Origin of the sequence: Paenibacillus taichungensis, from assembly GCF_050994985.1 — a bacterium.
Taxonomy (GTDB): Bacteria; Bacillota; Bacilli; order Paenibacillales; family Paenibacillaceae; genus Paenibacillus; species Paenibacillus taichungensis.
On the sequence record NZ_CP194720.1, the window covers coordinates 165,061 to 191,952 of the forward strand.

The window sequence follows — 26,892 nt, forward strand, 5'->3', positions numbered from 1 at the left end:
ATTATGAGTTATTGAGGCATATTGTCACACAGGCGATATGAAGTCGTACATAACGATTAAGTGAAAGAGGAGTGTAACCCATGTCATCCCTGGACCCTGTTCTGCTCAGCCGGATGCTGACCGGTCTAACCTTGTTTGTGCACATCATTTTTGCCTCCATCGGTGTAGGCGTTCCACTCATGATTGCCTTGGCTGAATGGCGCGGACTGCGCACCAATGATATCCATTACACCTTGCTCGCGCGCAGATGGGCGCGAGGTTTCGTCATTACCGTTGCCGTAGGTGTGGTTACAGGCACCTCAATCGGTTTACAGCTCAGCCTGCTGTGGCCGATGTTTATGCGGGTAGCGGGGCAGGCCATTGCCTTGCCGCTGTTTATGGAGACATTCGCTTTTTTTGTGGAGGCGATCTTTCTTGGAATCTACCTTTACACATGGGATCGTTTCAAAAAGAAATATACGCACATGCTGCTGCTGATTCCGGTGGCACTGGGATCCTCTGCTTCTGCGATATTCATTACAACAGTGAATTCTTTTATGAACCAACCTCAGGGGTTTACCCTGATTAATGGCATCATGAAGGACATCCATCCGATTGCTGCAATGCTGAATCCAGCTACTCCGACTAAGGTATCTCATGTGCTCGCCTCGTCATACACATTGAGTGCGGGTATATTAGCAGGTATCGCTGCATTCAGCTTGCTTCGTGGGCGAGATCATGTGTATTACAAAAAGGCACTTAAGCTCACAACGGTATGTGCGCTCGTATTTGCGGTCAGCACCGTCATGATCGGAGATTCTTCTGGTAAATTTCTAGCGAAATACCAACCGGAGAAGCTGGCAGCGGCAGAGTGGCATTTCAAAACGATGACGAAAGCGCCGCTGGTCTATGGGGGAATTCTTGACGAGAACAATGAAGTGAAATATGCCATCGAGATTCCCTATGCACTTAGTATACTGGCGGGAAACAGACCGGATACGGAAGTGAAAGGGCTTGAAGAATTTCCGGCCGATCTGAGGCCGCCGTTGTCCATTCACTATATGTTTGACCTGAAAGTAACGACTGGCGTGATCATTCTGCTAATTCCGGTGCTTTATGTGTTCCGTCGCTGGCTGCCGGGGCGCAAACCTTATCCCAAGTGGCTCTTGCTCGGTATCGTCCTGCTTGGGCCCTTGGCCATGATTGCCATTGAGCTGGGCTGGATGTTCGCCGAGGTTGGCAGACAGCCATGGATATTGCGCGGGTACATGAAGGTGTCGGAAGCAGCAACAACATCATCCTCAGTAGGCTGGATGTTGGTTCTGTTTATTCTGCTGTACCTAATCCTTTGCTTCTCAGCGATTCGGGTACTCAGCAAGCTGTTTCGTAACAAGGAAGCAGAGAAGGAACTGGAGTCTCTCGGTCTGGAAGGAGGGATCGTGCATTGAGCTTTGAAATAGCGGGCATCGCGATTTTGTGGACGTTTCTCTTTGGATATCTGATCGTGGCTTCGATTGATTTTGGAGCCGGATTTTTCAGCTTTTACAGCATATTAACCGGACACGAGAACAAAATCCATAACATTATTCAGCGCTATCTCTCACCCGTGTGGGAAGTGACGAATGTGTTTCTGATCTTTTTTGTGGTTGGTTTGGTCGGTTTTTATCCGGATAGCGCTTTTTATTATGGGACAGCGCTGCTTGTTCCAGGTTCATTGGCGATTGTACTGCTTGCCATCCGGGGCGTGTACTACGCCTATAATACCTATGGGAACCATGGGCAGAACAGCCGGATCTATATGGCATTGTACGGAGCAACGGGATTGCTGATTCCGGCGGTGTTTTCCACCATTTTGGCGATATCCGAAGGTGGAATTATTGAGCAGGTGGGCGATCAGGTGTTTTTTCGCTGGCGTGAGTTTTTGACGAATCCGTATACCTGGTCTGTTGTATTGCTTGCCCTGGTAAGTGTGCTCTATATCTCCGCGATGTTTCTTTCCTACTATGCTAAGCGGGCAGAAGATGAGACTGCGTTTGAGGTTCTTCGGGAGTATGCACTCCTATGGAGTCTGCCCACGATCTTTGCCAGCTTCCTGGCATTTTTGCAAATTAACAAACAGAATCCCGCACACTTTGAGCAGATGTTAAATATCTCATGGATGTTTATCGCATCTTTTATCTGTTTTGTGATCGCCGTCTCGCTGGTATGGAAACGTAAATATTTGGGCTGGTGCTTTATCGCCGTCATGCTGCAGTTTGCCTTTGCCTGGTACGGCTATGGGCGCTCACATCTTCCATACATTCTGTATCCGTACATTAATATTTACGACAGCTTTACGAACAAAACGATGGGGATTGCGCTCATTACGGCGTTCAGCCTGGGACTGCTGGTGCTCATTCCTTCACTTGTGCTCATTATGAAGCTGTTTCTGTTTGATGCCAATTATGTGCGAGGTAATGCTGGCAAAAAGAAAGGATGAGTCCGTTCATGCTTCCCAACATGCTGTTCATCATGATTCCACGGTTACTTCTCAGCTCTGACGAGGGAGTGAGGGGTATTCCCGGTATAACGGGATTAAGTTTTTTTGAGACCTTTACAATTATGTACGCCCCACCACTGATTATCGTGGCTGCAATTGCGTTTTTGTTCGTCTACTTGGCGAAATGCAAAAATCCAAAGGATTGATTCGTTGGTACGTACTTTCCAATTCGGGGTAATCTTTTGTTAAGATACGAGGAGGGGAGGAGGGCCCTTTCATGCCGAAAATCCGTTATAACAACATTGATAATGTAAGTACGGACAAAACGCTGAAGGAATTCAAGCAATGGAGGGAGCAACGGCGCAGCAAAGTTAAGGATTATTCCTACACCGTGCCCAAGCACCCGCCTGAACTGGATTATCTGCACGCCAACCGGGCTGAAACCACGATTACCTGGATTGGTCATTCCACATTTTTCATTCAATATCATGGACTAAACATCGTGACAGACCCGGTCTGGGCCGAAAAAATGGGATTTCAGCGCAGACTCGGTGCCCCTGGCATTCCGATTCAGGATATTCCGCCTCTGGATGTCATTTTGATCTCGCATTCACACTATGATCATTTGCATCTCGCATCGCTGCGGAAGTTGGTCACAGCCAAAACACTGCTCATCGTTCCTGATGGTCTCAAACGCAAAATGGTGCGCAAAGGGTTCCATCGGTGTCATGAGATGAAATGGTGGGAACATATTACGCTTGGCGGGGTCAAAATAACCTTTGTACCTGCGCAGCACTGGACGCGCCGAACCCTATTCGATACCAATACGTCCCATTGGGGCGGTTATGTTTTGGAACAGAATCACCCGGCACTCATTCCATCGGAGGAGAGTGCTGCGACGAGTGAAGACGAAAATCATAAAAATTCCCGAGCAGCAGGAACGGATGATCCAATAGAAACTTCGGCTGATCATTCTCTCGGCGGTCCGCCAGTGATCTATTTTGTAGGGGATACAGGATACTTCCAGGGATTCAAAACGATCGGAGAACGCTTCGACATCGGTGTTACCCTGATGCCAATCGGTGCGTACGACCCGGAATGGTTCATGACATCCCAACATGTGACGCCGGAAGAAGCGCTGCAAGGATTTGTAGAAACGGGTTCCCAGCTTATGGTTCCCATGCATTATGGAACGTTTAAGCTGGCGGATGACACACCCAAGGAAGCACTTGATCGAATGGAAGCTGAACGAGAACGGCTGGGAATTAACGAAGAGCGCATTCGAGTGCTAGGACATGGCGAGACACTCCGCATCCGGCACGAAGAAAGTAAACAAGACTAACAAAAGTGATCTAGATATGCTAATGTAAGGGTATACCCGCATGAACGGTACATTTACCAAATCTTTAACGATTAAAAAGCGGCCAATTTTCGAATTTGCCGCTTTTTTGTGTTATAATATGGTGCCAGAATAGGCTTCGGGATATTGAATCCATGATTGATGCAAGTTGCTATTCATGCAGTATGCAGAATATTAAATAAAGGATGGTATGCTTAATGATTAGTACAAGCGGCATCACGCTCCGCTACGGAAAACGTGCACTTTTTGAAGATGTGAATATCAAGTTCACGCCAGGCAACTGTTACGGTCTGATCGGCGCCAACGGAGCCGGCAAATCAACATTTTTGAAAATTTTGTCCGGTGAAATTGAAGCAAACTCGGGAGAGGTGCACATCACCCCGGGCGAACGCATGGCCGTTTTGAAGCAAAACCACTTTGAATATGATGAGTATCCGGTTCTCGAAACTGTAATTATGGGCCACAGCCGTCTTTATTCCATCATGAAAGAGAAGGACGCGTTGTATGCCAAAGCGGACTTTACTGAAGAAGATGGTTTGCGTGCAGGTGAGCTTGAAGGTGAGTTTGCTGAGTTGAATGGCTGGGATGCTGAGCCGGATGCAGCGGCGCTCCTAATCGGTCTGGGTATTGAACGTGACATGCATGAGAAGAAAATGGTTGATCTGAGCGGTAACGAAAAAGTTCGTGTCCTGCTTGCACAAGCCTTGTTTGGTCGTCCAAACAACCTGTTGCTCGATGAGCCTACCAACCACTTGGACCTCGAATCCATTCAATGGCTGGAAAACTTCCTCATGGACTATGAAGGTACTGTTATTGTCGTATCCCATGACCGTCACTTCCTGAACAAAGTATGTACACACATTGCAGATATCGATTTCGGTAAAATCCAGCTGTACGTAGGTAACTACGATTTCTGGTATGAATCCAGCCAATTGGCACTTGCTTTGCAACGTGATGCTAACAAGAAAAAAGAAGAGAAGATTAAAGAGCTGCAAGCCTTTATTCAACGTTTCTCTGCGAATGCTTCCAAATCGAAGCAAGCGACTTCGCGTAAGAAACAACTCGACAAAATCACGTTGGATGATCTTCGTCCATCGAACCGGAAATATCCGTTCATTAACTTCAAGCCTGAGCGTGAAGCGGGTAAACAATTGTTGACCGTTGATCGTATCAATAAAACAATTGATGGTGTAAACATGCTGAATGATCTCAGCTTTGTGGTGAATAAAGGGGATAAGATTGCCTTTGTTGGCCCGAACGGTAATGCCAAATCGTTGTTGTTTGATATCCTTATGGGTGAAACGGAAGCGGATAGTGGTGAATACACGTGGGGTATTACTACAACTCAGGCTTATTTCCCGAAAGATAACTCCAAATATTTTGACGGAGTAGATATGAGTCTCGTAGATTGGCTTCGTCAATATTCCAAAGATCAGGATGAAACGTACCTGCGTGGATTCTTGGGTCGTATGTTGTTCTCAGGCGAAGAATCCCTGAAAAAAGCAAGTGTACTCTCCGGGGGTGAGAAAGTTCGTTGTATGCTGGCGAAAATGATGCAAACAGGCGCCAACGCCCTGATTTTGGATGAGCCAACGAACCACTTGGATCTGGAGTCCATTACCGCACTGAACAATGGTATGATTGATTTTGACGGCACTATGCTGTTTACATCCCATGACCATCAGTTCATTCAAACCATCGCTAACCGGATTATTGAAATCACGCCAAACGGCGTTATTGATCGCCAAATGAGCTATGATGAGTATCTGGAAAGTGACGAAATTAAAGAATTGCGTAACAAAATGTATCCGGTAGAAGCTTAAGATAAGCTAAGCTGTCTACATTGAGTATGGTTAACGTAGTTAACTATTCGTTTTAATATAAAAAAAGAACCGCAAGCTCTCCAGAGGAGGCTTGCGGTTCTTTTTTGGTCATACAGGGTGATCCTGTAACCATAGAAACATCTCATACAAGAGCTTCTTGCGGTCTAGGATCCGCCAGTACGGCGGCGCTGATTGTTAGGCTTTTTGTTGTTTTGGCTCTTCATTGCTTTAGGGCCGCCTTCAAAATAGGCACTGGATTGGTTACCGGTGTTTGCCTGTTCTTTCTTCTGTGCCAGTTTCTGGCGTATAGCATCCTGCAAACTGACCTTTTTCGGTTCGTTATTATCGCTCATCGTTATTTCCCTCCCGGTCTTACAGTAAGCCGTCCAAATTGGACGGGATGTACTCATTTTATACGTTTTACAAAAGCCCCACAAGGGCAACCTGATAAAATGCTGAAAACCTTCACTTTTTTGACTGGGCCAACATTTTTTCTCTTTACCTACAGCCCTGCGGTCTGGCAACTTTGTTTCGGCATCCCTACAGCAATGCAGCTTGGCAACACTGTTTCTATAGACCCACACGGTACGCATTTGGTAACATTGAACAACCGTAATACGAAACGTTAAAGGAGTGTCGCCCGGTTTGAACGCCTACGAAGAAATACGCAAAGGAGAGCGCGGAGCTTGGGTCAGTATTGTGGCCTATCTGGTCTTGTCTGCTTTTAAATTGATCTGCGGATATTTGTTTGCTTCCAGCGCTTTGCTGGCGGATGGTTTTAATAACCTTACAGATATTGTTGCGTCTGTTGCGGTATTGATCGGACTCCGCATATCCCAGAAGCCACCTGATTCCGATCATGCCTATGGTCACTTTAGAGCGGAAACGGTCGCTGCCCTAATTGCTTCATTTATTATGGCCATGGTTGGCCTACAGGTATTGGTTGAAGCGGTTCGTTCCTGGTATGAAGGAAACTTTGTAGCACCAAACCTGTGGTCAGCGGCAGTTGCCGTTGTCTGTGCGCTGGTGATGCTGGGCGTATATCGTTACAATCATCGTCTTGCCAAACAAATTAATAGTCAGGCTCTAATGGCTGCGGCCAAAGATAATCGTTCGGATGCCTGGGTCAGCATAGGTGCTGCGATCGGAATCATCGGTGCACAATTTGGCCTTCCTTGGTTGGACAAAGTAGCTGCAATTGCTGTAGGTCTGTTGATTTGTAAGACAGCTTGGGAGATTTTCCGTGATTCAACACATCGTCTGACAGACGGATTTGATCAGAAGGAACTCACAGACCTAAGATCATCTGTGGCGCGAGTTCCTGGTGTGGAAATGATTAAGGACGTGAAAGCACGTGTGCACGGCAGTCATGTACTGGTGGATGTAGTTATTGAGGTGGATGGAGGACTGAGCCTGATCGAAGGTCATCAGATCTGTGACCGGGTCGAAGAGCGCTTGAAACGTTCACATAATATTATGCATGTACATGTGCATGTGGAGCCGAAGATGGAAGAAGGCACGACGGGAAGCCCTTGAAATCGGGAGGGACAAACCGGAAATAAACATATTTGAAATGAAAAAGAGGACAGCCGCTGCCTGCGTGCTGTCCTCTTTACTTATCGTTAGAACGATTATACGATACTATTGAATAGCAACGTGGATCCAAGCTTTACCTTTCCACGTATACACTTGTACCCATTGACCACCATCGAATCCATCTACAACTTCACCTGTCGTATCAATGACTTGGGAACCCAGTGCACCGATTGGTTTGCCATTAGGTGCATCATAGAACCATGTGCGCTCCAACAGGTTGAGCAGCATTGTAGGGACCAGAACCTCATCTCCTGCTTTCACAACAGGCTCATCAAAGATTTTGTCATCCTTTGTTGAAGTTGTTGTTTCAGTAGTCGTTGAAGTACCTTCTGTACCCGTTGTGTCTACTGTTGTGCCAGTTACGGTCTCAGCTGTGCCTTCTACAGTGTCTACAGCAGGTTTGTTCACTTCAACAGCCGGCGTTGTTGTGGTTGTGGGAGTTCCCGTTTCTGGAGCTACCGTTCCGGTAACCGCTTCCTCAGCACCTGCGGCAGCAGCCATGGAACCCATCAAAGTCAGAGCAGCGGCAAAACTTACGATTTTTTTCATTTGTTTTTCCTCCTCGGTTAGGTATGTAGTTTGTTGTCCTGTGTTAAAAGTAACCAAGCAAGCTTACTTATGAATCACAAATTATAACAATATTTTCTTGGATTCTCCAGTGTCAACTGGAGCATATGTGGGTATAAGGAGAGCCTGTAAATATCATACTTCGGTGGGAGAAAACCGGGTTGGCTATGTCATAATGGTCCTGTTTTTATGATGTAATCGGGGAGAAGCGATGGAATAGACCAGAAGGGAGCGTAATACATAATAGAGATAAGTCGTAATGTGCGGGGGGAGAATTGTTGCAAAAAGAGATTATGAACGCACAAAAGCCTACCGGCTTTTGCAAGCTCGATAGGCTTTTGTATGTATCGAATGCTGTTCATAATTGGGAAGCGTCATTCATCGCATTCGGCTGCGTCCCGTAATCAGGGAGATGACGAACAGTACAACAAAGATGAAGAAGAGTACTTTGGCAATCGAAGCAGCTGCCTCAACAATACCGAAGAATCCGAAAATACCAGCAACAAGAGCAATAATTAGAAATAGTACCGACCATTTCAACATGGGTATCATCCTTTCGTTTATAGAACTTGGTAGCGAGAAGTGTTCGTCTCACTGCCGTGTGTAGTTGTTCTTTAACCGAGGCCTATGGGGTTGAAACATTGCGATATTTTACCAGGAGGAGTTGTTTTTACAGTTCATATCCTATTTGTTTCGCCTCGGAATGGGTCGGGTAACTAAGCAATAACAAAACCGATTTATACTGGAAAGTGAGGTTCTTTTATGATCTATCAAATTAGTGTGGCTTTAATTGCAATTGCATTTGCAGTACTTGTATTCTTCTTAATTCGTACCTTGAAGTCCGCTCAGGGTTCACTCGACAATGTGTCACAGACACTGCAGGAAGTACAGAAGACCATTGATGAGCTTAGTTATGAAGTCAAACAGACAGTAAGGCATGCCAATGATATTACAGTTGATGTGCAGCACAAGATGAAACAAATTGATCCTGTTATGGAATCTGTACAGAATCTGGGTGAAGTGCTGAACGAAGTGACGGAAGCAGCAAAGCAGGTGTCATCCACTTTGATGGCCAAGTTTCAGACGAAACGTAGCAGCACTGAACAGAGTAAGCGCTCAGAAGTAGCGAATGTAGTACAGACACCGCCTGCTACACCGACAGATCGGACACTGCAATCCTATGAAGCTACATATCATGATGATGCCAAAGGAAGCAAAAGCTGGCTGAAATATGTGGATGTAGCTGCTAATGTATGGCAACGTATGCGGAAATAGCATGACCGTTTTGTAATGAATAGAAGTCTTCAGAGCGGTGATGAACCTGATGAAAGGGTGAGAATCATGATGAAACTACTGCTTGTTATGTTTAGCGTAATTTCTCCCTTTTCCGTTCAACCGGCAGCGGTACCCGCTGCTCATGATATGCAATGGACGGTAGTGGAAGAGGAGACACCAGAGATTATTCTGGCTGCTGATCGATCCGGACCTGTCCAGCACTTTCGGACTCTGAATGACATTTCTCTGGATGACAGCATCGATGATATTTTAGCCAATAAAGGCCAGCCGATTCATAAGGAACATGATCCATACCTGGGTTGCCCTGAGTATCAATTCAAAGATGTAACGGTTGGGCTCTGCGAAGATACAGGAGTGGTCAATTATGTGCATATTGATGCTTCCGAGAAACGTCTAAAGCTTAATCAGGAATGGATTGATATGAACATTGAGGCCATTCGAGATGTTTTGGGCAAGCCGCATTATGTAGCAGAGGATGGAGAAGTATTTCTTCGAGGAAGCCAGGCGCTGAAAGTATATATGAAGCCAGGCTCCAATCATATTGAAGGAATAGACCTCTTTGATGAATCGGTTTCCTAGGATTGGATAATTCACAAGCGTTTCAACCTGATATCGTATGGTTATATACTAAGTAGCTCGATAAAGAAGATCAATCAGAGGAGAGTGGAAACGATGAATTCAACCAATGCGCAAGCTTATGCAAAAGTGGTAGAAAACGGAGTCCAAGCGGTAGAAGCGGTGAAAGAATTGCAGATTACCGGATACCTTGCTGATCATATCTTCGTTCTAGCTCATGAAAAGGATCGTACAGATCGAATTGCCGATACGGCAGATGCCAAAGAGATTGGTATCAAGGAAGAAGGGGTATTTGATTCCTTGGCGAACCTGTTCCGCTCCCGCGGTGATGAACTCCGGGCCAAAATTGTTTCGATGGGATTCACCGAAGCTGAGGCAGATTTTTACGAGAGTGAACTCGATAAAGGCAAAGTACTTGTGATTGCCAAAAAGAAAGAATAGCTTAGACGATCCAAAGCGTAAGCTGGAGCCTTCTGAGAATGGACAAGCTTCAGAATCGAGTGTTTTGCATCATTCAAAAGAGCTTTTAAGTTGATGACCGCAGAATGCTTAACCAAAAACATAGATAAGGAATGGGGATATCCCCATTCCTTATCTATGTTTTTGCAAGTTTGGAAGCGGGATCAGAACGCAGCAAAAACAGGGTAACCAGCGGGTGAATTCTCCTGCGATGGTGCCATTTACTGATAGAAGTTTTCTGATAATAGGATTATAGTTATACTAGGAATTATTATGTCTACCGCTGTGTTGTATGCGAAATTTGTATAATTAAGGTTGTTAGCTGACCTGATAAGAATCGACAAACCCGGACGCCACAGATAAGGAGATAGAAATGAGAATACTTATTGTTGACGACAATCCGACGAATGTCATTATCATTCGAGAAATTCTGAAAAAAGAAAACTATCGTGACATTGTAACGGCAAGTTCTGCGATGGAGATGTTTGAAGTCCTTGGGATTGGTGAGGAAAACAATGAACTTCGTCCCAAGCCGTCGGATATTGACCTGATTTTGCTAGATATGATGATGCCGGAGATGGATGGAATCGAAGCATGCAGTATTGTGCAGAAATTTGAAAATCTCAAGGATATACCTATTATTATGGTAACTGCGATTGGAGATTCCAAAAAATTGGCCGAAGCGCTGGATGCAGGTGCATCCGATTATGTGACCAAACCAATTAACAAAGTCGAATTGATGGCCAGAATTCGTCTTGCGCTTCGCCTAAAACAGGAGAAGGACTGGCATAAAGAGAGGGATCAGCGGATTCAGGATGAACTGAAACTTGCGGCTATGGTACAGAATGCTGTGCTAAGCCCAGCAATTGAAGATCCGTTATTCCACGTTAATGCTATTTACAAACCTTCGTTTGAACTTGCGGGTGATTTGTATTCCTGGTACCCGCTTGGTGAAGGCAGATATGGAGTCCTGCTGCTGGATATGATGGGGCATGGGATATCTTCATCCCTATTTACCATGTTCATTGCTTCCGTCCTGAAAGACACGGTTACAACGTATGTAGACCCGGAGAAGGTTATTCAGGAGCTGAATCGACGCTTTAATCAGTTGCATCTGGAAAAACAGCTGGTGCAGTACTATTTTACAGCGATATATCTGGTCGTAGATACACGAATGAAGAGGATTGATTATGTTAATGCAGGCCATCCGCCAGCACTCTTTTTCCGTCACGACGGAAGTGTGACAACGTTTGACAGCGTCTGCTGTCCCGTTGGTCTGTTTGACAAGATGGATATTGAACCACAGACCATTCACTACGAAGGCGATGGGCACATTGCACTTTATACGGATGGGCTAACCGAAGCCGTTCAGGGCGATCAGGAAATGCAGCAGGCGTTTCTGAAGGAAAAACTGGCGGGTTCCCACCAGTGGGATGAAGCATCCATGCAGGCGTTGTTCTTCGATGATGAAATTCCGCAGGAACGGGATGATGATAAATGTTTGGTGTGGATTACCTTAAATAAAGGGGTCGAAGCTGAATGAAGATCAGAAATAAACTGCTGATTGGCTTTACCGCCCTGATGGCCATCATGATTGTGCTTACGTTTGTGAGTTACGAACGGCTGAACAGCAGCAATCAACAGATCGATCAGATGTATCAGGAGCGATACCTCAAAGTCAGATATACTTCTTCTGCACGTGGAGAGGTCAATGATATCGCCAAAGTGCTGGCTAACTTGTTGCTAAATCCCAACAATTCCATTAGTGCCGCAGACAGTGATTTAAAGGCCATGCAGGAAAAGGGCGAACGCTACCTTGAGGAAGTGCGGGATCGGGCGGACAGCGCACCAGAGCACCAACTGGTAGATCGTGTGAATACGGCCTGGGAAGCTTACAATGCTTATGCAGCGAGACAGGTCAGCTTAATGTCCCAGAATCGGGTGGAAGATGCCAATAACTACCGGAATGCAACCGGCTTGGCGGTGCAGAAGGAAGCTGTAGACAGCTTGAATGCCCTGTCCCGTTTTCAGGACCAGGAGATAGATACCGAGATTAAAGATGCGAATGCAGCCTATATGCGCGCGGTTCAGATTACAGTAGCCATCATGATTGCCGGATTGTTACTAGCATTGGGTGTCATTATGTGGGTGCTGCCAAGTATTACACGGGGTCTGAATACCGTTTCCATGATGATCACCAGCTTTGGAAAAGGCCGTTATCGAACCATTCGCCGCATTCAGGTGAAGTCTACCGACGAAATTGGTCAGATTGCCAGCGTGTTCAAGGATGTCTCCAATGATTTGGAAGAAAAGCTTGAAGTCGAGAAAGCTTATTTGCAAGCACAGCAAGATCAGAACTGGATGAGTTCCAACATTGCCAGAGTTCCAGAATTGTTGCGTGGTATAGGGTCGATTCGTCAGATCTCGCAGATGTTTATCAGTGAATTCACACCTGTACTTGGAGCTCAACTGGGTGTCGTATACCTAATCGATGAAGAGAAACATCCAGACGAATTGAGACGTTATGGTGCTTATGCATTTGAAGAGAATGAAGATGTTGGCAAAGAGGTATATCGTATCGGCGAGGGACTAATCGGCCAAGCCGCATTGGATATGACGCCAATTATTCTCGAAAAAACGCCAGAGGATTATGTGAACATCGGATCAGCAACGGGGTCATCGCGTGCTTCTGGTGTGATGATCTATCCTGTCGTATTTGAGGATGAACTGATTGGCGTTGTCGAACTGGCATCGTTTGAAGGATTCACAAATTTGCATACTCAGTTATTCTCGCAGCTGATTATGAATTTGGGTGTCATTCTCAACAACGTTCGACGCCGTTTGCGGGTGGAGGAACTGCTGCGTGAATCCCAGGCGCTCACGGAGGAATTGCAGGTGCAATCCGAGGAGCTACAGACACAGCAAGAGGAGTTACGCCGTTCCAATGAAAATCTGGAAGAACAGACGGGAGCCCTCAAACGTTCAGAAGAGCTGTTGCAGCGTCAACAGGAAGAATTGGAACACTTCAATACCGAGCTGATTGCGAAGACTCGTGCACTGGAAGAACAAGTGCGAGAAGTGGAAGAGAAGAACGACGAAATTGAGAAAACCAAAACACAGTTGGAACAGCAAGCCATGCAATTGTCGATGACAAGCAAGTACAAGTCGGAGTTCTTGGCAAATATGTCGCATGAATTGCGTACACCACTTAACAGTCTTTTGATTCTGTCTCAATTGTTATCGGAGAACAAGGATGGAAACCTGAGTGTTAAACAGCAGGAATATGCCCAGACGATCTATATGTCTGGTGCAGATTTGCTGAAAATGATTGATGAAATTTTGGATCTGTCCAAGGTGGATGCGGGCAAAATGGATATCAATTATGAAACAGTGCGAATGGAAGAACTTACCAGCTTTGTTCAACAGAATTTTGGCCCAATGGCGAATAAAAAAGAACTCAACCTGAACATTGAGTTCGACAGCAATTTGCCGGAATGGGTATATACCGACAGCCATCGCGTCAAACAGATTTTGCGGAATCTGTTGTCGAACGCGTTCAAGTTTACCAATCGAGGATCTGTTAGCCTGATTGGACGAAAAATGAAAACAGAAGAGCTTCCTGGGTACCTGAATACGAACCAGGAATATGTAGGCTTTACCGTGAAGGATACCGGGATTGGAATTCCATCAGACAAAACGGATCTGATCTTTGAAGCATTCCAGCAGGTGGACGGTACAACCAGCCGCAAATATGGCGGAACGGGCTTGGGATTGTCCATAAGCCGCGAACTTGCCCGACTGCTTGGGGGTGCTATCAAGGTAGAGTCTTCCGAAGGTGTGGGCAGTTCCTTCACCTTGTTCCTGCCGGATAATCACGAAGATGAGGTTCAGGTGGATGACGCGGTAAGAGAAGCCGCAGTTGCTTCTGAGATTGAAGCCTTCGGGAGAGACTCACAGACGATGCGTTCGGGTAGACAAACCGTGCTCACACCTGACCCGGATAGCACTTCGTTTATGGAGCTGCCTCAAACTGATTTACCTGTGTTGGCACAGCTGGAGGATGATCAGGAGAACCTAGTGGAAGGTGACAAGATTCTCCTCATCATTGAGGATGATGTGAATTTTGCGCATATTTTGATGGATATGGCGAGAGGTAGAGGATTTAAGGCTATTGTGGCGCTTCAGGGAGACAAAGGACTCGAAATGGCCCGTCAATATTTGCCGGATGCGATTATCCTTGATATTCAGTTGCCTGTCATGGATGGCTGGGCGATACTGGGTGAACTGAAAAGCAGCTCGGCGACACGTCATATTCCGGTACATGTCATCTCGGTTATTGATGATATGAAACAAGGTTTGATGATGGGAGCCATTGCCTATTTGAAAAAACCTTCCAGTAAAGATTCGTTGGATAAAGCTTTCTCGCATATCGAATCCTATACAGAGAATCAATTGAAACGTCTATTGATTGTGGAAGATGATGAAATACAGCGGAAAGCAATTATTGAACTGATTGGCCATGATGATGTCGCTATCACAGCAGTGTCCACTGGCAGTGAGGCTTTGAATGAATTGCACAGTCAACGCTATGATTGCATGGTGCTGGACTTGATGCTGACAGATATGACTGGATTCGAGCTGCTTGACCAGATTCGGGACGACCAGTACCTGAATGATCTGCCGATTATTATTTATACAGGCAAAGAGCTCGACAGCAAAGAAGAGATGAAGCTTCGCAAGTACGCGGAATCCATTATCATTAAGGACGTGAAGTCACCTGAACGTCTTCTTGATGAGACGACATTGTTCTTGCACCGGGTAGAAGCTAACCTGCCGGAAGATAAGCGTCGAATTCTGCAGAAACTGCATAACAAGGAAACCTTATTTGAAGGTAAGAAAATACTTCTTGTGGATGACGACATCCGTAATGTATTTGCCCTTTCAAGTGTGCTTGAAGGCTATCGCATGGATGTGACATTTGCGGAGAACGGCCGTGAAGCTCTGGAGATTCTGGATAAGAACCCAGAGATCGATCTGGTATTAATGGATATGATGATGCCGGAAATGGACGGTTATGAGGCCATGACACGGATCAGACAGATACCGAAATTCGAGAAATTGCCAATTATCGCCTTGACCGCAAAAGCAATGAAAGATGATCGTGGCAAGTGCATAGAGGCTGGAGCATCCGATTATGTAAAAAAACCGATCCAAACGGATCAATTGTTATCCTTAATGCGGGTATGGCTGTATTCGTAACCCGATAGTTTGGGTAATGAAAGACAATACATCTATTACGCAAGTAACAAATGAAGAAGTGGAGAGAATATATGACACCGTGGGAACCTACCGAGGCGGAGGCAGAATCGATCCGCATGCCGCAAGATGAAGAGCGTGAACTGATCGAGATCGAATTGCTGTTGGAAGGTATGCACCGTTTATATGGATATGATTTCAGGAACTACGCGTTACCGTCTTTAAGACGGAGAATCTGGCATTATGTACATGCCGAGGGACTGAAGACCATTTCCAGTTTACAGGATAAGGTGCTTCATGACCGTTCTGTATTTGATCGTTTTGTACAGAATTTGTCCATCCCTGTAACGGAAATGTTTCGTGATCCAACCTTGTTTCGGTTCTTCCGGGAACAGATTATTCCTGTACTGAGGACTTATCCATATATCCGGATATGGCATGCTGGCTGTTCTACAGGAGAAGAAGTCTATTCCATGGCGATTATGCTGCATGAGGAAGGACTGTATGACAAGGCAAGAATATATGCAACAGATATGAATGATCGCTCATTGCAGCAGGCCAAGGAAGGCGTATATGGCATTGAGAAAATGAAATTATATACTACAAATTATTTGGAAGCCGGGGGCACCCGCGCGTTTTCGGAGTATTACACCGCGAAATATAATTCCGTTATATTTCATCCTTATCTACGGAAAAATATTATTTTTGCCGAACATAATTTGGCAACAGACCGGTCATTTAACGAGTTTAATGTAATCTTCTGCCGTAATGTCATGATTTATTTCAATGATGAACTGCGGAATCATGTGCACGGACTTTTTCATGAAAGTTTGAGCCACTTCGGCATCCTTGTTCTGGGGTCTAAAGAATCGATACATTTTACGGAATTCAGCGATGCCTACGAGCCGTTAGACCGGACGGAAAAAATATACCGGAAGATTAAATAGGGGGTTAGGCTTAGTCATGGGGCTCAATGAACCAATCCACATATTATTGGTAGATGACCGCCCCGAGAACCTGCTCGCTCTCGAAGCGGTTCTGGAATCGGAACAGTACAAGCTCGTCAAGGCAACCTCCGGGGAAGAGGCACTTCGCTGTTTGCTGAAAGACGAATTTGCGGTCATTGTACTGGATGTGCAGATGCCTGGGATGGACGGAATTGAGACAGCAAAACTAATCAAGGCGCGTGACAAGTCCAAGGACGTGCCGATTATTTTCATCTCTGCAAATAGCAGAGAGGCAGAGCATTTATTTGCAGGTTATTCCGCTGGGGCCATTGATTATATGGTCAAGCCGTTTATCCCTCAGATTTTGAAATCCAAAATCGAGGGCTTTGTAGAAATGTTTATCACGAATAAACGTTTGAAAACACAGACGATGCTGCTGCATCAGAAGACGCAGGAACTGGAGAAAATGAACCAGCAGCTCGTTCAGGCCAAAGAGGAAGCGGAAATCGCAGCAAACGCGAAGACTGAGTTTCTTGCCATGATGAGTCATGAGATTCGTACGCCGATGAATGGCGTTATCGGTATGGTTGATCTGTTGATGGAAACCGATCTGAAAGAAGATCAGAAGGAATACGCGGACATTGTACGTCGCAGTGCCGATGCACTCGTTACAGTGATTAACGATATTCTTGATTTCACCAAGATGGAATCCGGAAAAATGGAGCTGGAAGAGCATCCGTTCGAACTTGTGTCCTGTATACGTGAAGTACTGAGACTCTTCGCGGTTGAAGCTGGCAAAAAGAATATTGAGCTGGAATATTTCCTGGAAGATTCGGTACCCGAACTGATCTATGGAGATATGGCAAGGCTGCGCCAGGTTTTATTGAATCTGATTGCCAATGCCATTAAGTTCACGGACCACGGTGGCGTGTATCTGATCGTATCCGTTAATGAGGAAAAAGACGGGCGAATGACGCTGGAGTTTGCTGTAAAAGATACAGGAATAGGCATAGCGCCAGACAAAGTAGATCGTCTATTCCAGCCGTTTTCCCAACTGGATACATCCATGACGCGTAAGTATGGTGGAACTGGACTGGGGCTGGCTATATGCAAAACGCTCGTTGAAATGATGGGTGGAAAGATATATCTGGATACGTCGGAGCTGCGTGGTGCTACGTTTGTATTTACCATTCAGGCGCAGCGGTATGTCGAGACTGAGCTGACGACAGGTATGGGGGAAGATCAGCTTACGGACATTAAAAAAAATTATGAAATGCATCCAAGTGTATTAATCGTTGATGATCACCCTATTAATCAGAAACTAATGTCTATTATGCTGGGCAAGCTAGGACTCGTCGCAGATATCGCCGAAGATGGCAAGAAGGCGCTGGAGATGGTTTTGGCGAACCGCAATTATGATTATATATTTATGGATTTGCAGATGCCCGTGATGGATGGATTGGAATGTACTCGCAGAATTCGTGAGAGCCTTCCTCAAGACCAGCAGCCGGTTATTGTAGCGATGACCGCCAATGTCATGGATGGTATTCAGCAGCGATGTTCTACTGTGGGTATGGACGATTACATCAGCAAACCTGTGAAAATGGGCAATGTGAAACAGAAGTTGTCCCGATTTCAGGAAGAAAGGCAAGGGTTCAAATCCAACACCTCGGCCATAAATCAGGCCAATTGAAATATTTGCTAATTCGATTACTGTTTCATATGTGCTGTAGATGGGTTATTAGGTAAAGAAACCATTGATCAGGAGAGAGATGTCTAATGAATACAAATAAAAATGAAAAATTCAATGCAAGAACAGAAACACATGACGGCGTGTGCACGGTGTATCTGACTGGCGAACTGGATTTGTCGGTTGCTCCTGAATTCCGTTTGGTAATGGAGCCGTTAGTGGACAACAAGGAACAAGATTTGATCATTAACATGCAAGACTTGAAGTACATCGATAGTACAGGGATTGGTATCCTGTTATCTGTTCTGAAAGCACGGCATGGAATGGAAGCTCGCTTTGAAGTACAGGAAGTTCCTGCGCAAATTCAGAAACTTTTTGATATGACGGGTATTGCCAAATTCTTTGTCTCACAGAAGAATTCCCAATAGGAAAGGATCGAAAAAGGAATGAATGCAGAAGTTCAAAGAGTCACCCTTAATTTACCGGCGACAGCTGATTACGTTGATATTGTAAGACTCAATCTTTATGGTGTTGCGTCCAAAATGGGATTTTCTTATGAGGACATTGAGGATATGAAGGTTGCTGTATCCGAGGCCTGCAATAACTCTGTACTGTATGCTTACTCACACGAAGGCGGCATGGTTGAGGTTGTGTTCGAAGTGGATAATGACACGCTGGCTATTACCGTCAAAGATGAAGGAGCCAGCTTTGAGAACATCAACCCGGCGGTATCCCGTGCAGGCCTTCACGACAAAGAGCTGACAGATGCCCAAATCGGTGGACTTGGTTTTTACCTGATGCAAGCTCTGATGGATGATGTCAGTGTGGAAAGTGAGACGGGCAAAGGTACGAAAGTAGTACTCGTAAAACGTCTTGCAAGAAGTGAGGAGAAAGTATGAATGAAAAAGTGACTCCCCCAGAGTCCATGTCTGAAGCAATAGGTTTGATCTGGGAATACCAGCAAACCCAGGATAACGAAATTGCAACAGTTCTTATCCGCAAATATGAACCGATGGTGAAGATGGCAGCAGGTAAAATTGCGCGGAATCGACCCGATCTGTATGAGGATTTGTATCAGACCGGGCAAATGGCCCTAATTCGTTTGCTTAAGCAATACGATATTAATCTGGGTATTCCGTTTGAACCTTATGCCATGAAGAGCATGATCGGTCATATGAAGAATTATTTAAGGGACAAGTCCTGGTACATTCAGGTGCCCCGCAGAATTAAGGAAAAGGGAGCACTTGTCCAGCATGCTATTGATGAATTGACAGTGAAGCTGGAGCGTTCACCAGGTGTGAACGAGATTGCTGAATATCTGGACTTAACCCCTGAAGAAACCATCGAAGTCTTAGCTGGTCGGGAATGTTATCACTATGTGTCACTGGATTCTCCGCTATCACAGGATGAGAGTGCAGCCACTTTAGGCGAACTGATCAGTTCTGATGTGAATGACTTCGATTCGGTTGAGAAGCGGATGGACTTGCAACAGGCATTGGGACAATTGAAGGAACAGGAACAAAAAGTGCTTATTTTAGCATTTCAGGATGGTCAGTCGCAGCGGGCAATTGCTCAGAAATTGGGAGTCTCCCAAATGAGTGTATCCCGTATTCAGAAGCGAGCCACTGAGAAATTAAAACAGATTATGTCGAATGCTTCATTATTATGAGATGTAGATCGGTGACGATATTGAGCACGGCATAGAGAAGGACACGTGATTCCAATGGAATGCATACGTGTCCTTTTTTTGGGATCAATGATTTTTAATGAACAGTATGAATGCAGGAGTGGATGTTTGTGATTGTGGATAAAGTCAAGCTGGAAGCGCGTCGGGATAAGCTTACCTACTCAGACCATTGGGAATGGTGGGATTGGGTGGCACCTGATCAGGAGAGTATGGCTGATGCCTTGGAGGAACTCACGAGCGCATTTCCAGAAATGCAGTACTGGCTTCGCAAAATACCGGAGGTAGAGTCCAACTACCTGTCCGTCCGCTTCATGAACGGCACGGAGCCCGTGATATTCGGGTCATTATTATATGCGGTCAAAAATGAAAGAAACGATCAACGTAAAGATAATCAGATGTTTTTCTATGTGGATCAAGAAAGACTGGTTACCTTGAATGTAGATGACAATACCAGAGGTATTATGAATACAGGTGAACGTGCAGCCATGTTACAACAATGCAGTGAAGCCCGGGACGGAATGTTTGTGCTCTTTCGGGCGATATTGCATTATTACCATGTGGGTATGGATCATTTTGAGATGAATCTGAGGGAATTGGAGCGGACGATGGAATCCCGCAATGCACGCACGTTGATGGATCAGATTCTTGCGGCCAGATTTGAGCTGTTGTATTGGAGTAACCTATTCATTCCGTATTCCGAATTGATGGCTGCCGCCAGGGAAGCCTATCTGGATGAATTGAAAGAGAATCGCTTTTTCCAGCAACTCCAGCATCGGATCGAACGGATGGAGCGTTTGTTCAAACATTATGAGACAGAGATTGATACATTGATCTCCATTGATAATGCCATTTCAGGAGTGCGGGGCAATGAGATTATGAAGACACTGACCCTTGTAACCTCGGTATTCACGCCCGCAACGGCTGCAGGAGCCATCTGGGGAATGAACTTTGAGAATCTGCCTTGGATCGACAAGACATGGGGTGTTGTACTCGTCCTTGCGCTTATAATCATTAGCATGATTGGCATGTATGTATGGATGATGATGAAGGGCTGGACAGGGGATCTGCTCAAAGTGAAGTCCTCCCAACCGTCGGCCAAAGAAACAGAGAAGCGTGCCAATGGCAAACGAAGGCGATGACTTTGTCAGCCTCACCCTGTGCCTTTTATTTTTTATAATCTTCAATGTATCCCAGTAAGTCCGCAATATATTGTCCCACAATCGGCATGTTTACGAATTGACTGAGAATAAAAGCGAGCAGACCAAGAACGACGAAGGTCCCTACCGTCAAACCCAAACCACGCGCCATACCAGCGGTGAAGTTGGTAATGATACGTTTTTTGGGACTGCTGTAGTTTTCGATAATATCCTTGATTTGAGATTTTTCCAGACTGTCTGCAATCTGATCCAGTCTTGTGTTCAGACGTTTGACCTCATGTCGCAATTCAAAAGGGTGTTCGCTGGTATCATACTGTTGTGCAGGTTTTCCTCCGGTTATAGGCGTATTGCCGTTCATTGTGACTTTACTCATGTTCTTCCTCCTTTAATCTCGCAGTGGATAAAAAATAGCCAGCTGGAATACAGCTGGCTATTGGTCACTCGATCCAAAGCCTTACAGGCTGGTCGAGTTCAATTCTTTACGTGCATCTTCCTTCGCTTCTACAGAAGCGGCAGCCACTTCGTCTGACGCTTTGGATGCTTCATTCGCCACATCAGCGGAAGCTTTTCTTACGGAGTCCATAACGTCATTACGGCCTTGGTTTACCGTTTTTGCAATATCAGAAGTTTTGGAAGAGACCGTTTTAGCCAGTTCGGAAGCTTTATCACCAACAACCGCTGCAACTTCTTTTGTGCGATCTGTAACGATCCCCACTTTCTCGGAAAGGTCACCACGCAATTCGCGTCCTGGTTTAGGGGCAAAGAGTAGTGCTGCAGCTGCTCCCAGTAAACCTCCGATGAAAATTCCTTTGGCGAAAGTGGAACCGCTTTGTACAGGATATTGTTCTTCTGCTTTATTCATGTCAAATCACTCCTTCTTCAAATTTAAGAAACGGATACGAAACAACGAACACCTTGTTGGACCGATCAGGCAGCCTGTCTGAACAGTCTGGACACAAGCCCCAGCAAAAAGACAAAGACCGCTGTTCCAATGATGGCAGGAATTACGGCAAAGTTACCGATGACCGGTCCCCAGTTACCAAGCAAGAGTGCTCCCAGCCAGGCTCCGGCAAATCCGGCAACCATTGCACCGATGATTCCTCCAGGCATGTTATGACCGGCAAGTGCATCACCGATTACACCGATAATGACTGCCATAACAATGCTGATAATGATACCCCACATAACAACCGCCTCCTTTGTGCTTGATGTAGGATGGTGTCTGTTCGCGTTTGCTTACTTCGTATATAAACGCCGTGCTTCCAGGTGAAACAATCAATGTAGAGAGATCTGTACTGGAAATTATAGGATATTGCAATTCAGACGGAACGTTGAATCCCTTTAATCATACAGAAGATCCAAGCCAGTCCAGCAGCAAATCCGGTGAAAACGTCAGTTGGAAAATGTACACCCAGCATGATACGGCTGAGGCCGACTAGAAATATAAATGTAATTCCGCAAAGGACAGGTAGTGCAGCTCCAGACAAACGTTGATGTCGTTCAATTGCCCAGATGACAAAGAGCATGCCATAAAACCCCATCGAGATCATCGCATGGCCACTTGGAAAACTATATCCGTGAACAACCAGTAGATGTTCCAGCTCAGGTCTGCTGCGCCTGAATATTTCCTTCAATAAGGTGTTGAGAATCCACATCATGGCAAAACTGCTGAGTAACGCATAACCATATATGAGGAAACGGGGACGACGCTGCCACAAGAAAAGAATGGAAAAACCGATAGCTGCGATGGCAGAAAGTCTGAAAGAACCGAGCGCAGTAATGAATGAAATGAAAGGTAGCAGATAAAGACGTGAATTCGAGTTCAGATAAAACAACTGCTGGATCTGGTCATCCAATGAAACGATAACATCGTTACCCAGTAACGCTCCCAGAGCTGCCAGTAAGAAGACAACCGAAACGCTGGCTATAATTCCAACACCAACCCAGTTGAGCAGTGGACGTACCGAAGTTTTGCGAGCTAACCCGGAAGTGGGTAATTGCGTTTTGCGCAGCATATATGAGTATCTCCTTCAGTGAGGGTAGTAGGTAGATAAAGATTGATAAAGGATTACCCGAAATGTCTGTCGAAAAAACTGTAAAAACGTCGCTTTTGTACTATACTATTTAAGATATCCCATGCGGCGTCGTGACGCAAAGCAGAGATGAATTCGGGAGTATAAAGGAGAGAACTCGCATGGAGAGTGCCCTGTTAATTAAAGAATACCGTGCGGGCGTTATGGAATGCGCCCATTACGGACACATAAGCATTACGGATGAGAACGGCAATGTTGTATATTCAGCCGGCGATCCTCATTTTAGATCGTTTACCCGTTCGTCCGCCAAGCCTTTTCAGGCTATTCCGGGAATTCGTGCTGGTATTGCCGGGCATTATGGTCTGACAGCTCAGGAGATTGCCATCATGTCTTCCTCGCACCGTTCGGAACCGATGCATATTCAGGTGCTGGAGCAGATAGAAAGCAAAATAGGATTGGGGGAGGAGTGCTTGATTTGCGCACCGAGTTATCCCCTCAATGAAGAAAGCCGAAATCAATGGCTGCGCGCCCAAGGAGAGAAACGTCGTATTCTACACAACTGCTCCGGTAAACATCTGGGCATTCTCGCATACACTCAGATGAAACAGGCCGATTTGGGAAGTTATGCAGAGCCAGAACATCCGGTACAGCGTGAAATTCTCGAGACCATGGCCTATATGGCAGGGATTGAACAGAAAGAGATTAAACTTGGGACGGATGGCTGCGGCTTTCCGGTATTTTCGTTGCCGTTATCGGCATTGTCGAACGCATATCTGAAGCTGGCTTGCCCGGATCTGATCGAGGACCCATCTACACGTTCGGCGGTAGAGACCATTACTGGAGCCATGAACGAATATCCGTTAATGGTAGGAGGAACGCAGCGAGTGGATTCCGTGCTGCTTGAAGATAGCAATATTGTAGCCAAAGGTGGCTTCAAGGGTGTGTTTGGTTTTGCCCTGAAAAAGGAACGCCTCGGAATTACGTTCAAAGTGCTTGACGGTTCGGAAGAAGAATGGGCCTATATTGCCCAATCCATTCTGGAGCAGATTGGATATAGCAATCGGAAAACCATTGAACGACTGGCAGAAGTATATCCACCTGACATTCGGAACGACGCCGGTAAAGTCGTAGGGCGTGCAGAGATCGAATTCAAGCTTCACTCACCTGAGGAGAGCGTATAACCATATGCAAGGGGCGTGATTAGAATTCCCGGACCACGGGTAAAGATGACATACCAACTGGTATTGATCTATAGAATTCTAAATATACACGCAAGAACTGCTGCGATAGTACGGCAGCTCTAAACTCTTGGAGGTGGATGAACATGATTAAAGTAGTGACATCGGAAGAAAGGCACACGTCGGATCGAGGTTGGATACACAGTGAATTCAGCTTTTCCTTTGCGGACTATGATGATCCAAGCAATGCCCATTTTGGTTGTCTTCTGGCTCATAATGACAACACACTGATGCCGCAGGAAGGCTTTAAGCGACATCCACATCATGACTTGGAGATTGTTAGTTATGTCATATCAGGTACGTTAAAACATACGGATAGCATGGGAACGGAGCAATTGTTGGAACCGGGAACGGTTCAGGTCATGAGTGCGGGTACTGGCGTAGAGCATTCAGAGACTAACCCGTCAGAGGATGAACCTGTACGCTTTCTACAGATGTGGTTCCTGCCATCCCAGCGCATGTTGAAGCCCTCGTATACTAATCGTCGTGTAGAGGCTCAGGAGCATCTGAACCGTCTTTGTCCGATTGTATCAGGGCAAGGGGGAGAAGGAGCAGAGGGAGCATTGCCTATTTCACAGGATGTAACTTGCTATCTATCCCATCTGGAATCTGGTCAAAAATTAATGTACCCTCAACATGAAGATAGGCGTACACATCTCTTCCTTATTAGTGGCCATATCGAGATTGTATGTTCGGATGGCAACTTCAATCTCAAGCCGGGTGATGCTGCACGAATCCGCAAAAGCTGTGATCTGCAAATTACAGGTACAGGCAGCGAGACTGCTGAATTTGTATTGGTGGATTTGCCTTAACGAAAAAACAAAAATAAGAGGACCTGTTCCCACTGTGATGTGGAGAACAGGTCCTCTTTTCCATGGGCAATGCCGCCCTAGGATTTGCGGAGATTACCCAGTTCGGAAGCGACAGCTTCCACTTCAGAGATACTGAGATGTTCCTTACTCAGGACCATCTCATACAGGTCGAACAAATCTTCATACTTCTCAAGTGGGAAAGCCGAAGCTTGCATGGCAGCTCCACTGGCCATCCGCAGCTTCGTTTTGATCGCTTCAATCATATATTCCATGTTGGCTGCGCTTGCTTGCGTTAAATCCATCGTTATGTCCATCCCTTCCGTATCGGAAACTGTTGTCATTGTATCACGATTGGACAGGCCCAGGCCAATGCTTTTGCGGCGAAATCAAGCATCGGGTAAAATGAGGAATATAACAATAGAGCCTTAGGTAGGAAGTACATGTGTAAAGGAGGTAAGAGATTGGCAGTATATAAGCGGGAATTGGTTAGGCATCAAAGTAGGGAAGCCCGCCAAAATGTGCAGGGAGAAGACTTGGTATTGTTTTTTAAGCACATCTATAAGCTTCATTCACCGGATGAAATCACCTTTGTCTGTATCGGGACGGACCGTTCCACCGGAGATGCTCTGGGCCCACTGACAGGCAGTCTACTGGAGGAGTATGGAGTGAATCATGTTATAGGGACGCTGGCTTCTCCTTGTGATGCGGATACGCTGGAGAAGAGGCTGGCGCTTGTCCCGTCACATCATGCCATCATCGCCATAGATGCTTGTCTGGGTCCAAAACAGGCAACAGGTACATACTATCTTGCGGAACATCCACTTATTCCGGCAAAATCGGTTGGAGGCAAGCTGCCGCCAGTTGGTCATTACAGCGTGGCTGCTGTAGTGAATGCTAATGGACCGAGACCTTATTCCATTCTACAGATGACCTCGCTTCATTTCGTTATGGGCATGTCCAGATCGATTGCGGAGGCGGTCGCTGAAGCAGTGAAATACAGATAAACGTTTCATTAATGATATGCAGGCTTAATAATATACAACTTGAATTAATTTAATTCGCGCAGAGAGAGGGATTTATATGGAAAAAGTGATGTGTGACGGAACGACGATTTGTTATGCCGAACAGGGTAAGGGAGAAGCACTCATTTTGCTCCACGGATACTGCGGCAGTTCATCCTACTGGGATGAAATAGTGCCTGAGCTTGCACGCAACTATCGTTGCATCGTACCCGATCTGCGTGGACACGGTAAAACGGACGCACCAGTAGGTAGTTATACCATTGATCAGATGGGCAATGACGTATTGCAATTAATGGATGAGCTAAAGGTGGACAAGGCTTTTCTGCTCGGTCACTCCATGGGCGGATATATCGCACTTTCTATCGCACAGCGCCACCCAGAACGATTGAATGCCTTCGGCTTGATTCATTCCACAGCCTTTCCGGATAGTGAAGAAGGCAAAGAAAAACGCCTTCGTGCAGTATCCACCATTCAGACGGAAGGCATTGTTCACTTTGTAGATGGTCTGGTTCCCGGTTTGTTTGCACCAGAACATGTTGAATCGCTATCGTCACAAGTGACACGTGTGAAGGAAATTGGTTACCAGACAGCGCCACAAGGGGCAACTGGAGCTGCACTGGCTATGCGTGAACGGCCGGACCGCCGTGATGTATTATCAGCTACACCGCTTCCCGTCCTGTTGGTTGCCGGTCAGAAGGATGCTGTCATTCCGCCGGAACGAACATTCACAAGTGACAAGCCACATATTACACAAGCCGTGATTCCTGGAGCAGGACATATGAGCATGTATGAAGCTCCGGAAGAATTAATTCAGGTCATTAAACAATTTTTGACGGGATTATCGAAATAATAATGGTACATGAATAGAGTATCCGATGATTTCGCCTCCTTGGCGGAGCGTCGATACCTTGCTAA

The 26,892-nt window shown here is 45.9% G+C and carries 29 protein-coding genes; 21 read left to right on the forward strand and 8 right to left on the reverse strand.

Going from position 1 to position 26,892, the window contains the following annotated elements; all coding sequences use genetic code 11:
* Nucleotides 1-80 precede the first annotated feature (80 nt).
* The 5 genes from ACR1R9_RS00765 (at nt 81) to ACR1R9_RS00785 (ending at nt 5,641) form a co-directional block, all read left to right on the forward strand.
* The gene (locus ACR1R9_RS00765) at nt 81-1,427 is read left to right on the forward strand and encodes a cytochrome ubiquinol oxidase subunit I (RefSeq protein ID WP_076291251.1); all 1,347 of its coding nucleotides are present in this window, start codon (nt 81-83) and stop codon (nt 1,425-1,427) included.
* Nucleotides 1,424-2,458: a cytochrome d ubiquinol oxidase subunit II gene (locus ACR1R9_RS00770; protein WP_076291252.1), complete on the forward strand. Its 1,035-nt coding sequence runs from the start codon at nt 1,424-1,426 to the stop codon at nt 2,456-2,458. The genes ACR1R9_RS00765 and ACR1R9_RS00770 overlap by 4 nt, the downstream gene beginning before the upstream one ends.
* Nucleotides 2,459-2,490: 32 nt before the next feature.
* The gene (gene cydS / locus ACR1R9_RS00775) at nt 2,491-2,664 is read left to right on the forward strand and encodes a cytochrome bd oxidase small subunit CydS (RefSeq protein ID WP_375165360.1); all 174 of its coding nucleotides are present in this window, start codon (nt 2,491-2,493) and stop codon (nt 2,662-2,664) included.
* 71 nt (nt 2,665-2,735) lie between these two features.
* Nucleotides 2,736-3,800, forward strand: a complete 1,065-nt coding sequence (locus ACR1R9_RS00780; protein WP_076291254.1) for an MBL fold metallo-hydrolase — start codon at nt 2,736-2,738, stop codon at nt 3,798-3,800.
* Between the two features lie 215 nt (nt 3,801-4,015).
* On the forward strand, nt 4,016-5,641 hold the full coding sequence (locus ACR1R9_RS00785) for an ABC-F family ATP-binding cassette domain-containing protein (protein ID WP_076291255.1): 1,626 nt from the start codon (nt 4,016-4,018) through the stop codon (nt 5,639-5,641).
* 164 nt (nt 5,642-5,805) lie between these two features.
* Here the strand turns inward: ACR1R9_RS00785 and ACR1R9_RS00790 are convergent, their stop codons facing one another.
* The gene (locus ACR1R9_RS00790; RefSeq protein WP_063566591.1) at nt 5,806-5,994 is read right to left on the reverse strand and encodes a hypothetical protein; all 189 of its coding nucleotides are present in this window, start codon (nt 5,992-5,994) and stop codon (nt 5,806-5,808) included.
* A gap of 292 nt (nt 5,995-6,286) precedes the next feature.
* Between ACR1R9_RS00790 and ACR1R9_RS00795 the strand changes: the two genes are divergently transcribed.
* Nucleotides 6,287-7,177, forward strand: a complete 891-nt coding sequence (locus tag ACR1R9_RS00795; RefSeq protein WP_099858571.1) for a cation diffusion facilitator family transporter — start codon at nt 6,287-6,289, stop codon at nt 7,175-7,177.
* 105 nt (nt 7,178-7,282) lie between these two features.
* Here ACR1R9_RS00795 and ACR1R9_RS00800 read toward each other — a convergent pair whose 3' ends face one another.
* Both ACR1R9_RS00800 and ACR1R9_RS00805 read right to left on the reverse strand, forming a co-directional pair.
* On the reverse strand, nt 7,283-7,786 hold the full coding sequence (locus tag ACR1R9_RS00800; RefSeq protein ID WP_090954767.1) for a hypothetical protein: 504 nt from the start codon (nt 7,784-7,786) through the stop codon (nt 7,283-7,285).
* A 396-nt stretch (nt 7,787-8,182) separates the two neighbouring features.
* Nucleotides 8,183-8,347 carry a DUF1328 domain-containing protein gene (locus ACR1R9_RS00805; RefSeq protein ID WP_017692264.1) on the reverse strand — a complete coding sequence of 55 codons (165 nt, stop codon included), beginning with the start codon at nt 8,345-8,347 and terminating at the stop codon, nt 8,183-8,185.
* Nucleotides 8,348-8,566: 219 nt separating this feature from the next.
* Here ACR1R9_RS00805 and ACR1R9_RS00810 point away from each other — a divergent pair, with 219 nt between their 5' ends.
* The 11 genes from ACR1R9_RS00810 (at nt 8,567) to ACR1R9_RS00860 (ending at nt 20,854) form a co-directional block, all read left to right on the forward strand.
* Nucleotides 8,567-9,079, forward strand: coding sequence for a DUF948 domain-containing protein (locus tag ACR1R9_RS00810; protein WP_076291257.1), 513 nt, complete (start codon nt 8,567-8,569; stop codon nt 9,077-9,079).
* 66 nt (nt 9,080-9,145) lie between these two features.
* Nucleotides 9,146-9,679, forward strand: a complete 534-nt coding sequence (locus ACR1R9_RS00815; RefSeq protein ID WP_433921911.1) for a hypothetical protein — start codon at nt 9,146-9,148, stop codon at nt 9,677-9,679.
* Between the two features lie 93 nt (nt 9,680-9,772).
* Nucleotides 9,773-10,117, forward strand: coding sequence for a general stress protein (locus tag ACR1R9_RS00820; RefSeq protein ID WP_064640589.1), 345 nt, complete (start codon nt 9,773-9,775; stop codon nt 10,115-10,117).
* A gap of 391 nt (nt 10,118-10,508) precedes the next feature.
* Nucleotides 10,509-11,678 (forward strand): PP2C family protein-serine/threonine phosphatase, encoded by a 1,170-nt coding sequence (locus ACR1R9_RS00825; protein WP_099858573.1) that lies wholly within the window; start codon nt 10,509-10,511, stop codon nt 11,676-11,678.
* Nucleotides 11,675-15,394, forward strand: coding sequence for a response regulator (locus tag ACR1R9_RS00830; protein WP_076291259.1), 3,720 nt, complete (start codon nt 11,675-11,677; stop codon nt 15,392-15,394). The genes ACR1R9_RS00825 and ACR1R9_RS00830 overlap by 4 nt, the downstream gene beginning before the upstream one ends.
* Before the next feature lie 71 nt (nt 15,395-15,465).
* On the forward strand, nt 15,466-16,338 hold the full coding sequence (locus tag ACR1R9_RS00835) for a CheR family methyltransferase (RefSeq protein ID WP_076291260.1): 873 nt from the start codon (nt 15,466-15,468) through the stop codon (nt 16,336-16,338).
* A 16-nt stretch (nt 16,339-16,354) separates the two neighbouring features.
* The gene (locus ACR1R9_RS00840; protein WP_064640586.1) at nt 16,355-18,031 is read left to right on the forward strand and encodes a response regulator; all 1,677 of its coding nucleotides are present in this window, start codon (nt 16,355-16,357) and stop codon (nt 18,029-18,031) included.
* An 86-nt stretch (nt 18,032-18,117) separates the two neighbouring features.
* Nucleotides 18,118-18,456, forward strand: a complete 339-nt coding sequence (locus tag ACR1R9_RS00845) for an STAS domain-containing protein (protein ID WP_053778980.1) — start codon at nt 18,118-18,120, stop codon at nt 18,454-18,456.
* A gap of 18 nt (nt 18,457-18,474) precedes the next feature.
* Nucleotides 18,475-18,927, forward strand: a complete 453-nt coding sequence (gene rsbW / locus ACR1R9_RS00850; protein ID WP_063566601.1) for an anti-sigma B factor RsbW — start codon at nt 18,475-18,477, stop codon at nt 18,925-18,927.
* A complete protein-coding gene (locus tag ACR1R9_RS00855) occupies nt 18,924-19,697 on the forward strand; it encodes a sigma-70 family RNA polymerase sigma factor (protein WP_024631358.1) in 774 nt (257 codons plus the stop codon). Before rsbW ends, ACR1R9_RS00855 begins: the two co-directional genes overlap by 4 nt.
* A 128-nt stretch (nt 19,698-19,825) precedes the next feature.
* Nucleotides 19,826-20,854, forward strand: coding sequence for a magnesium transporter CorA family protein (locus ACR1R9_RS00860; RefSeq protein ID WP_257219605.1), 1,029 nt, complete (start codon nt 19,826-19,828; stop codon nt 20,852-20,854).
* Nucleotides 20,855-20,879: 25 nt separating this feature from the next.
* Here the strand turns inward: ACR1R9_RS00860 and ACR1R9_RS00865 are convergent, their stop codons facing one another.
* The 4 genes from ACR1R9_RS00865 to ACR1R9_RS00880 form a co-directional block, all read right to left on the reverse strand.
* On the reverse strand, nt 20,880-21,245 hold the full coding sequence (locus ACR1R9_RS00865) for a DUF5665 domain-containing protein (protein WP_024631356.1): 366 nt from the start codon (nt 21,243-21,245) through the stop codon (nt 20,880-20,882).
* 81 nt (nt 21,246-21,326) lie between these two features.
* A complete protein-coding gene (locus tag ACR1R9_RS00870; RefSeq protein WP_099858577.1) occupies nt 21,327-21,734 on the reverse strand; it encodes a YtxH domain-containing protein in 408 nt (135 codons plus the stop codon).
* Between the two features lie 65 nt (nt 21,735-21,799).
* Nucleotides 21,800-22,057 (reverse strand): GlsB/YeaQ/YmgE family stress response membrane protein, encoded by a 258-nt coding sequence (locus ACR1R9_RS00875; protein WP_063566604.1) that lies wholly within the window; start codon nt 22,055-22,057, stop codon nt 21,800-21,802.
* A 134-nt stretch (nt 22,058-22,191) separates the two neighbouring features.
* A complete protein-coding gene (locus ACR1R9_RS00880; protein ID WP_076291263.1) occupies nt 22,192-22,887 on the reverse strand; it encodes a phosphatase PAP2 family protein in 696 nt (231 codons plus the stop codon).
* A 179-nt stretch (nt 22,888-23,066) separates the two neighbouring features.
* On the opposite strand from ACR1R9_RS00880, the gene ACR1R9_RS00885 reads away from it, so the two are divergent.
* Together ACR1R9_RS00885 and ACR1R9_RS00890 are read left to right on the forward strand one after the other, a co-directional pair.
* The gene (locus tag ACR1R9_RS00885; RefSeq protein ID WP_099858579.1) at nt 23,067-24,086 is read left to right on the forward strand and encodes an asparaginase; all 1,020 of its coding nucleotides are present in this window, start codon (nt 23,067-23,069) and stop codon (nt 24,084-24,086) included.
* A 143-nt stretch (nt 24,087-24,229) separates the two neighbouring features.
* Complete coding sequence (locus tag ACR1R9_RS00890; RefSeq protein WP_063566607.1) at nt 24,230-24,955, forward strand: pirin family protein; 726 nt, start codon at nt 24,230-24,232, stop codon at nt 24,953-24,955.
* Nucleotides 24,956-25,032: 77 nt separating this feature from the next.
* Here ACR1R9_RS00890 and ACR1R9_RS00895 read toward each other — a convergent pair whose 3' ends face one another.
* Entirely contained in the window at nt 25,033-25,257 is a 225-nt protein-coding gene (locus ACR1R9_RS00895; protein ID WP_076291266.1) for a DUF1128 domain-containing protein, read from the reverse strand.
* Nucleotides 25,258-25,416: 159 nt separating this feature from the next.
* Between ACR1R9_RS00895 and yyaC the strand changes: the two genes are divergently transcribed.
* Nucleotides 25,417-25,959, forward strand: coding sequence for a spore protease YyaC (gene yyaC, locus ACR1R9_RS00900; RefSeq protein ID WP_256716905.1), 543 nt, complete (start codon nt 25,417-25,419; stop codon nt 25,957-25,959).
* A 76-nt stretch (nt 25,960-26,035) separates the two neighbouring features.
* On the forward strand, nt 26,036-26,827 hold the full coding sequence (locus ACR1R9_RS00905) for an alpha/beta fold hydrolase (RefSeq protein ID WP_433921910.1): 792 nt from the start codon (nt 26,036-26,038) through the stop codon (nt 26,825-26,827).
* The last annotated feature ends 65 nt before the right edge of the window (nt 26,828-26,892 follow it).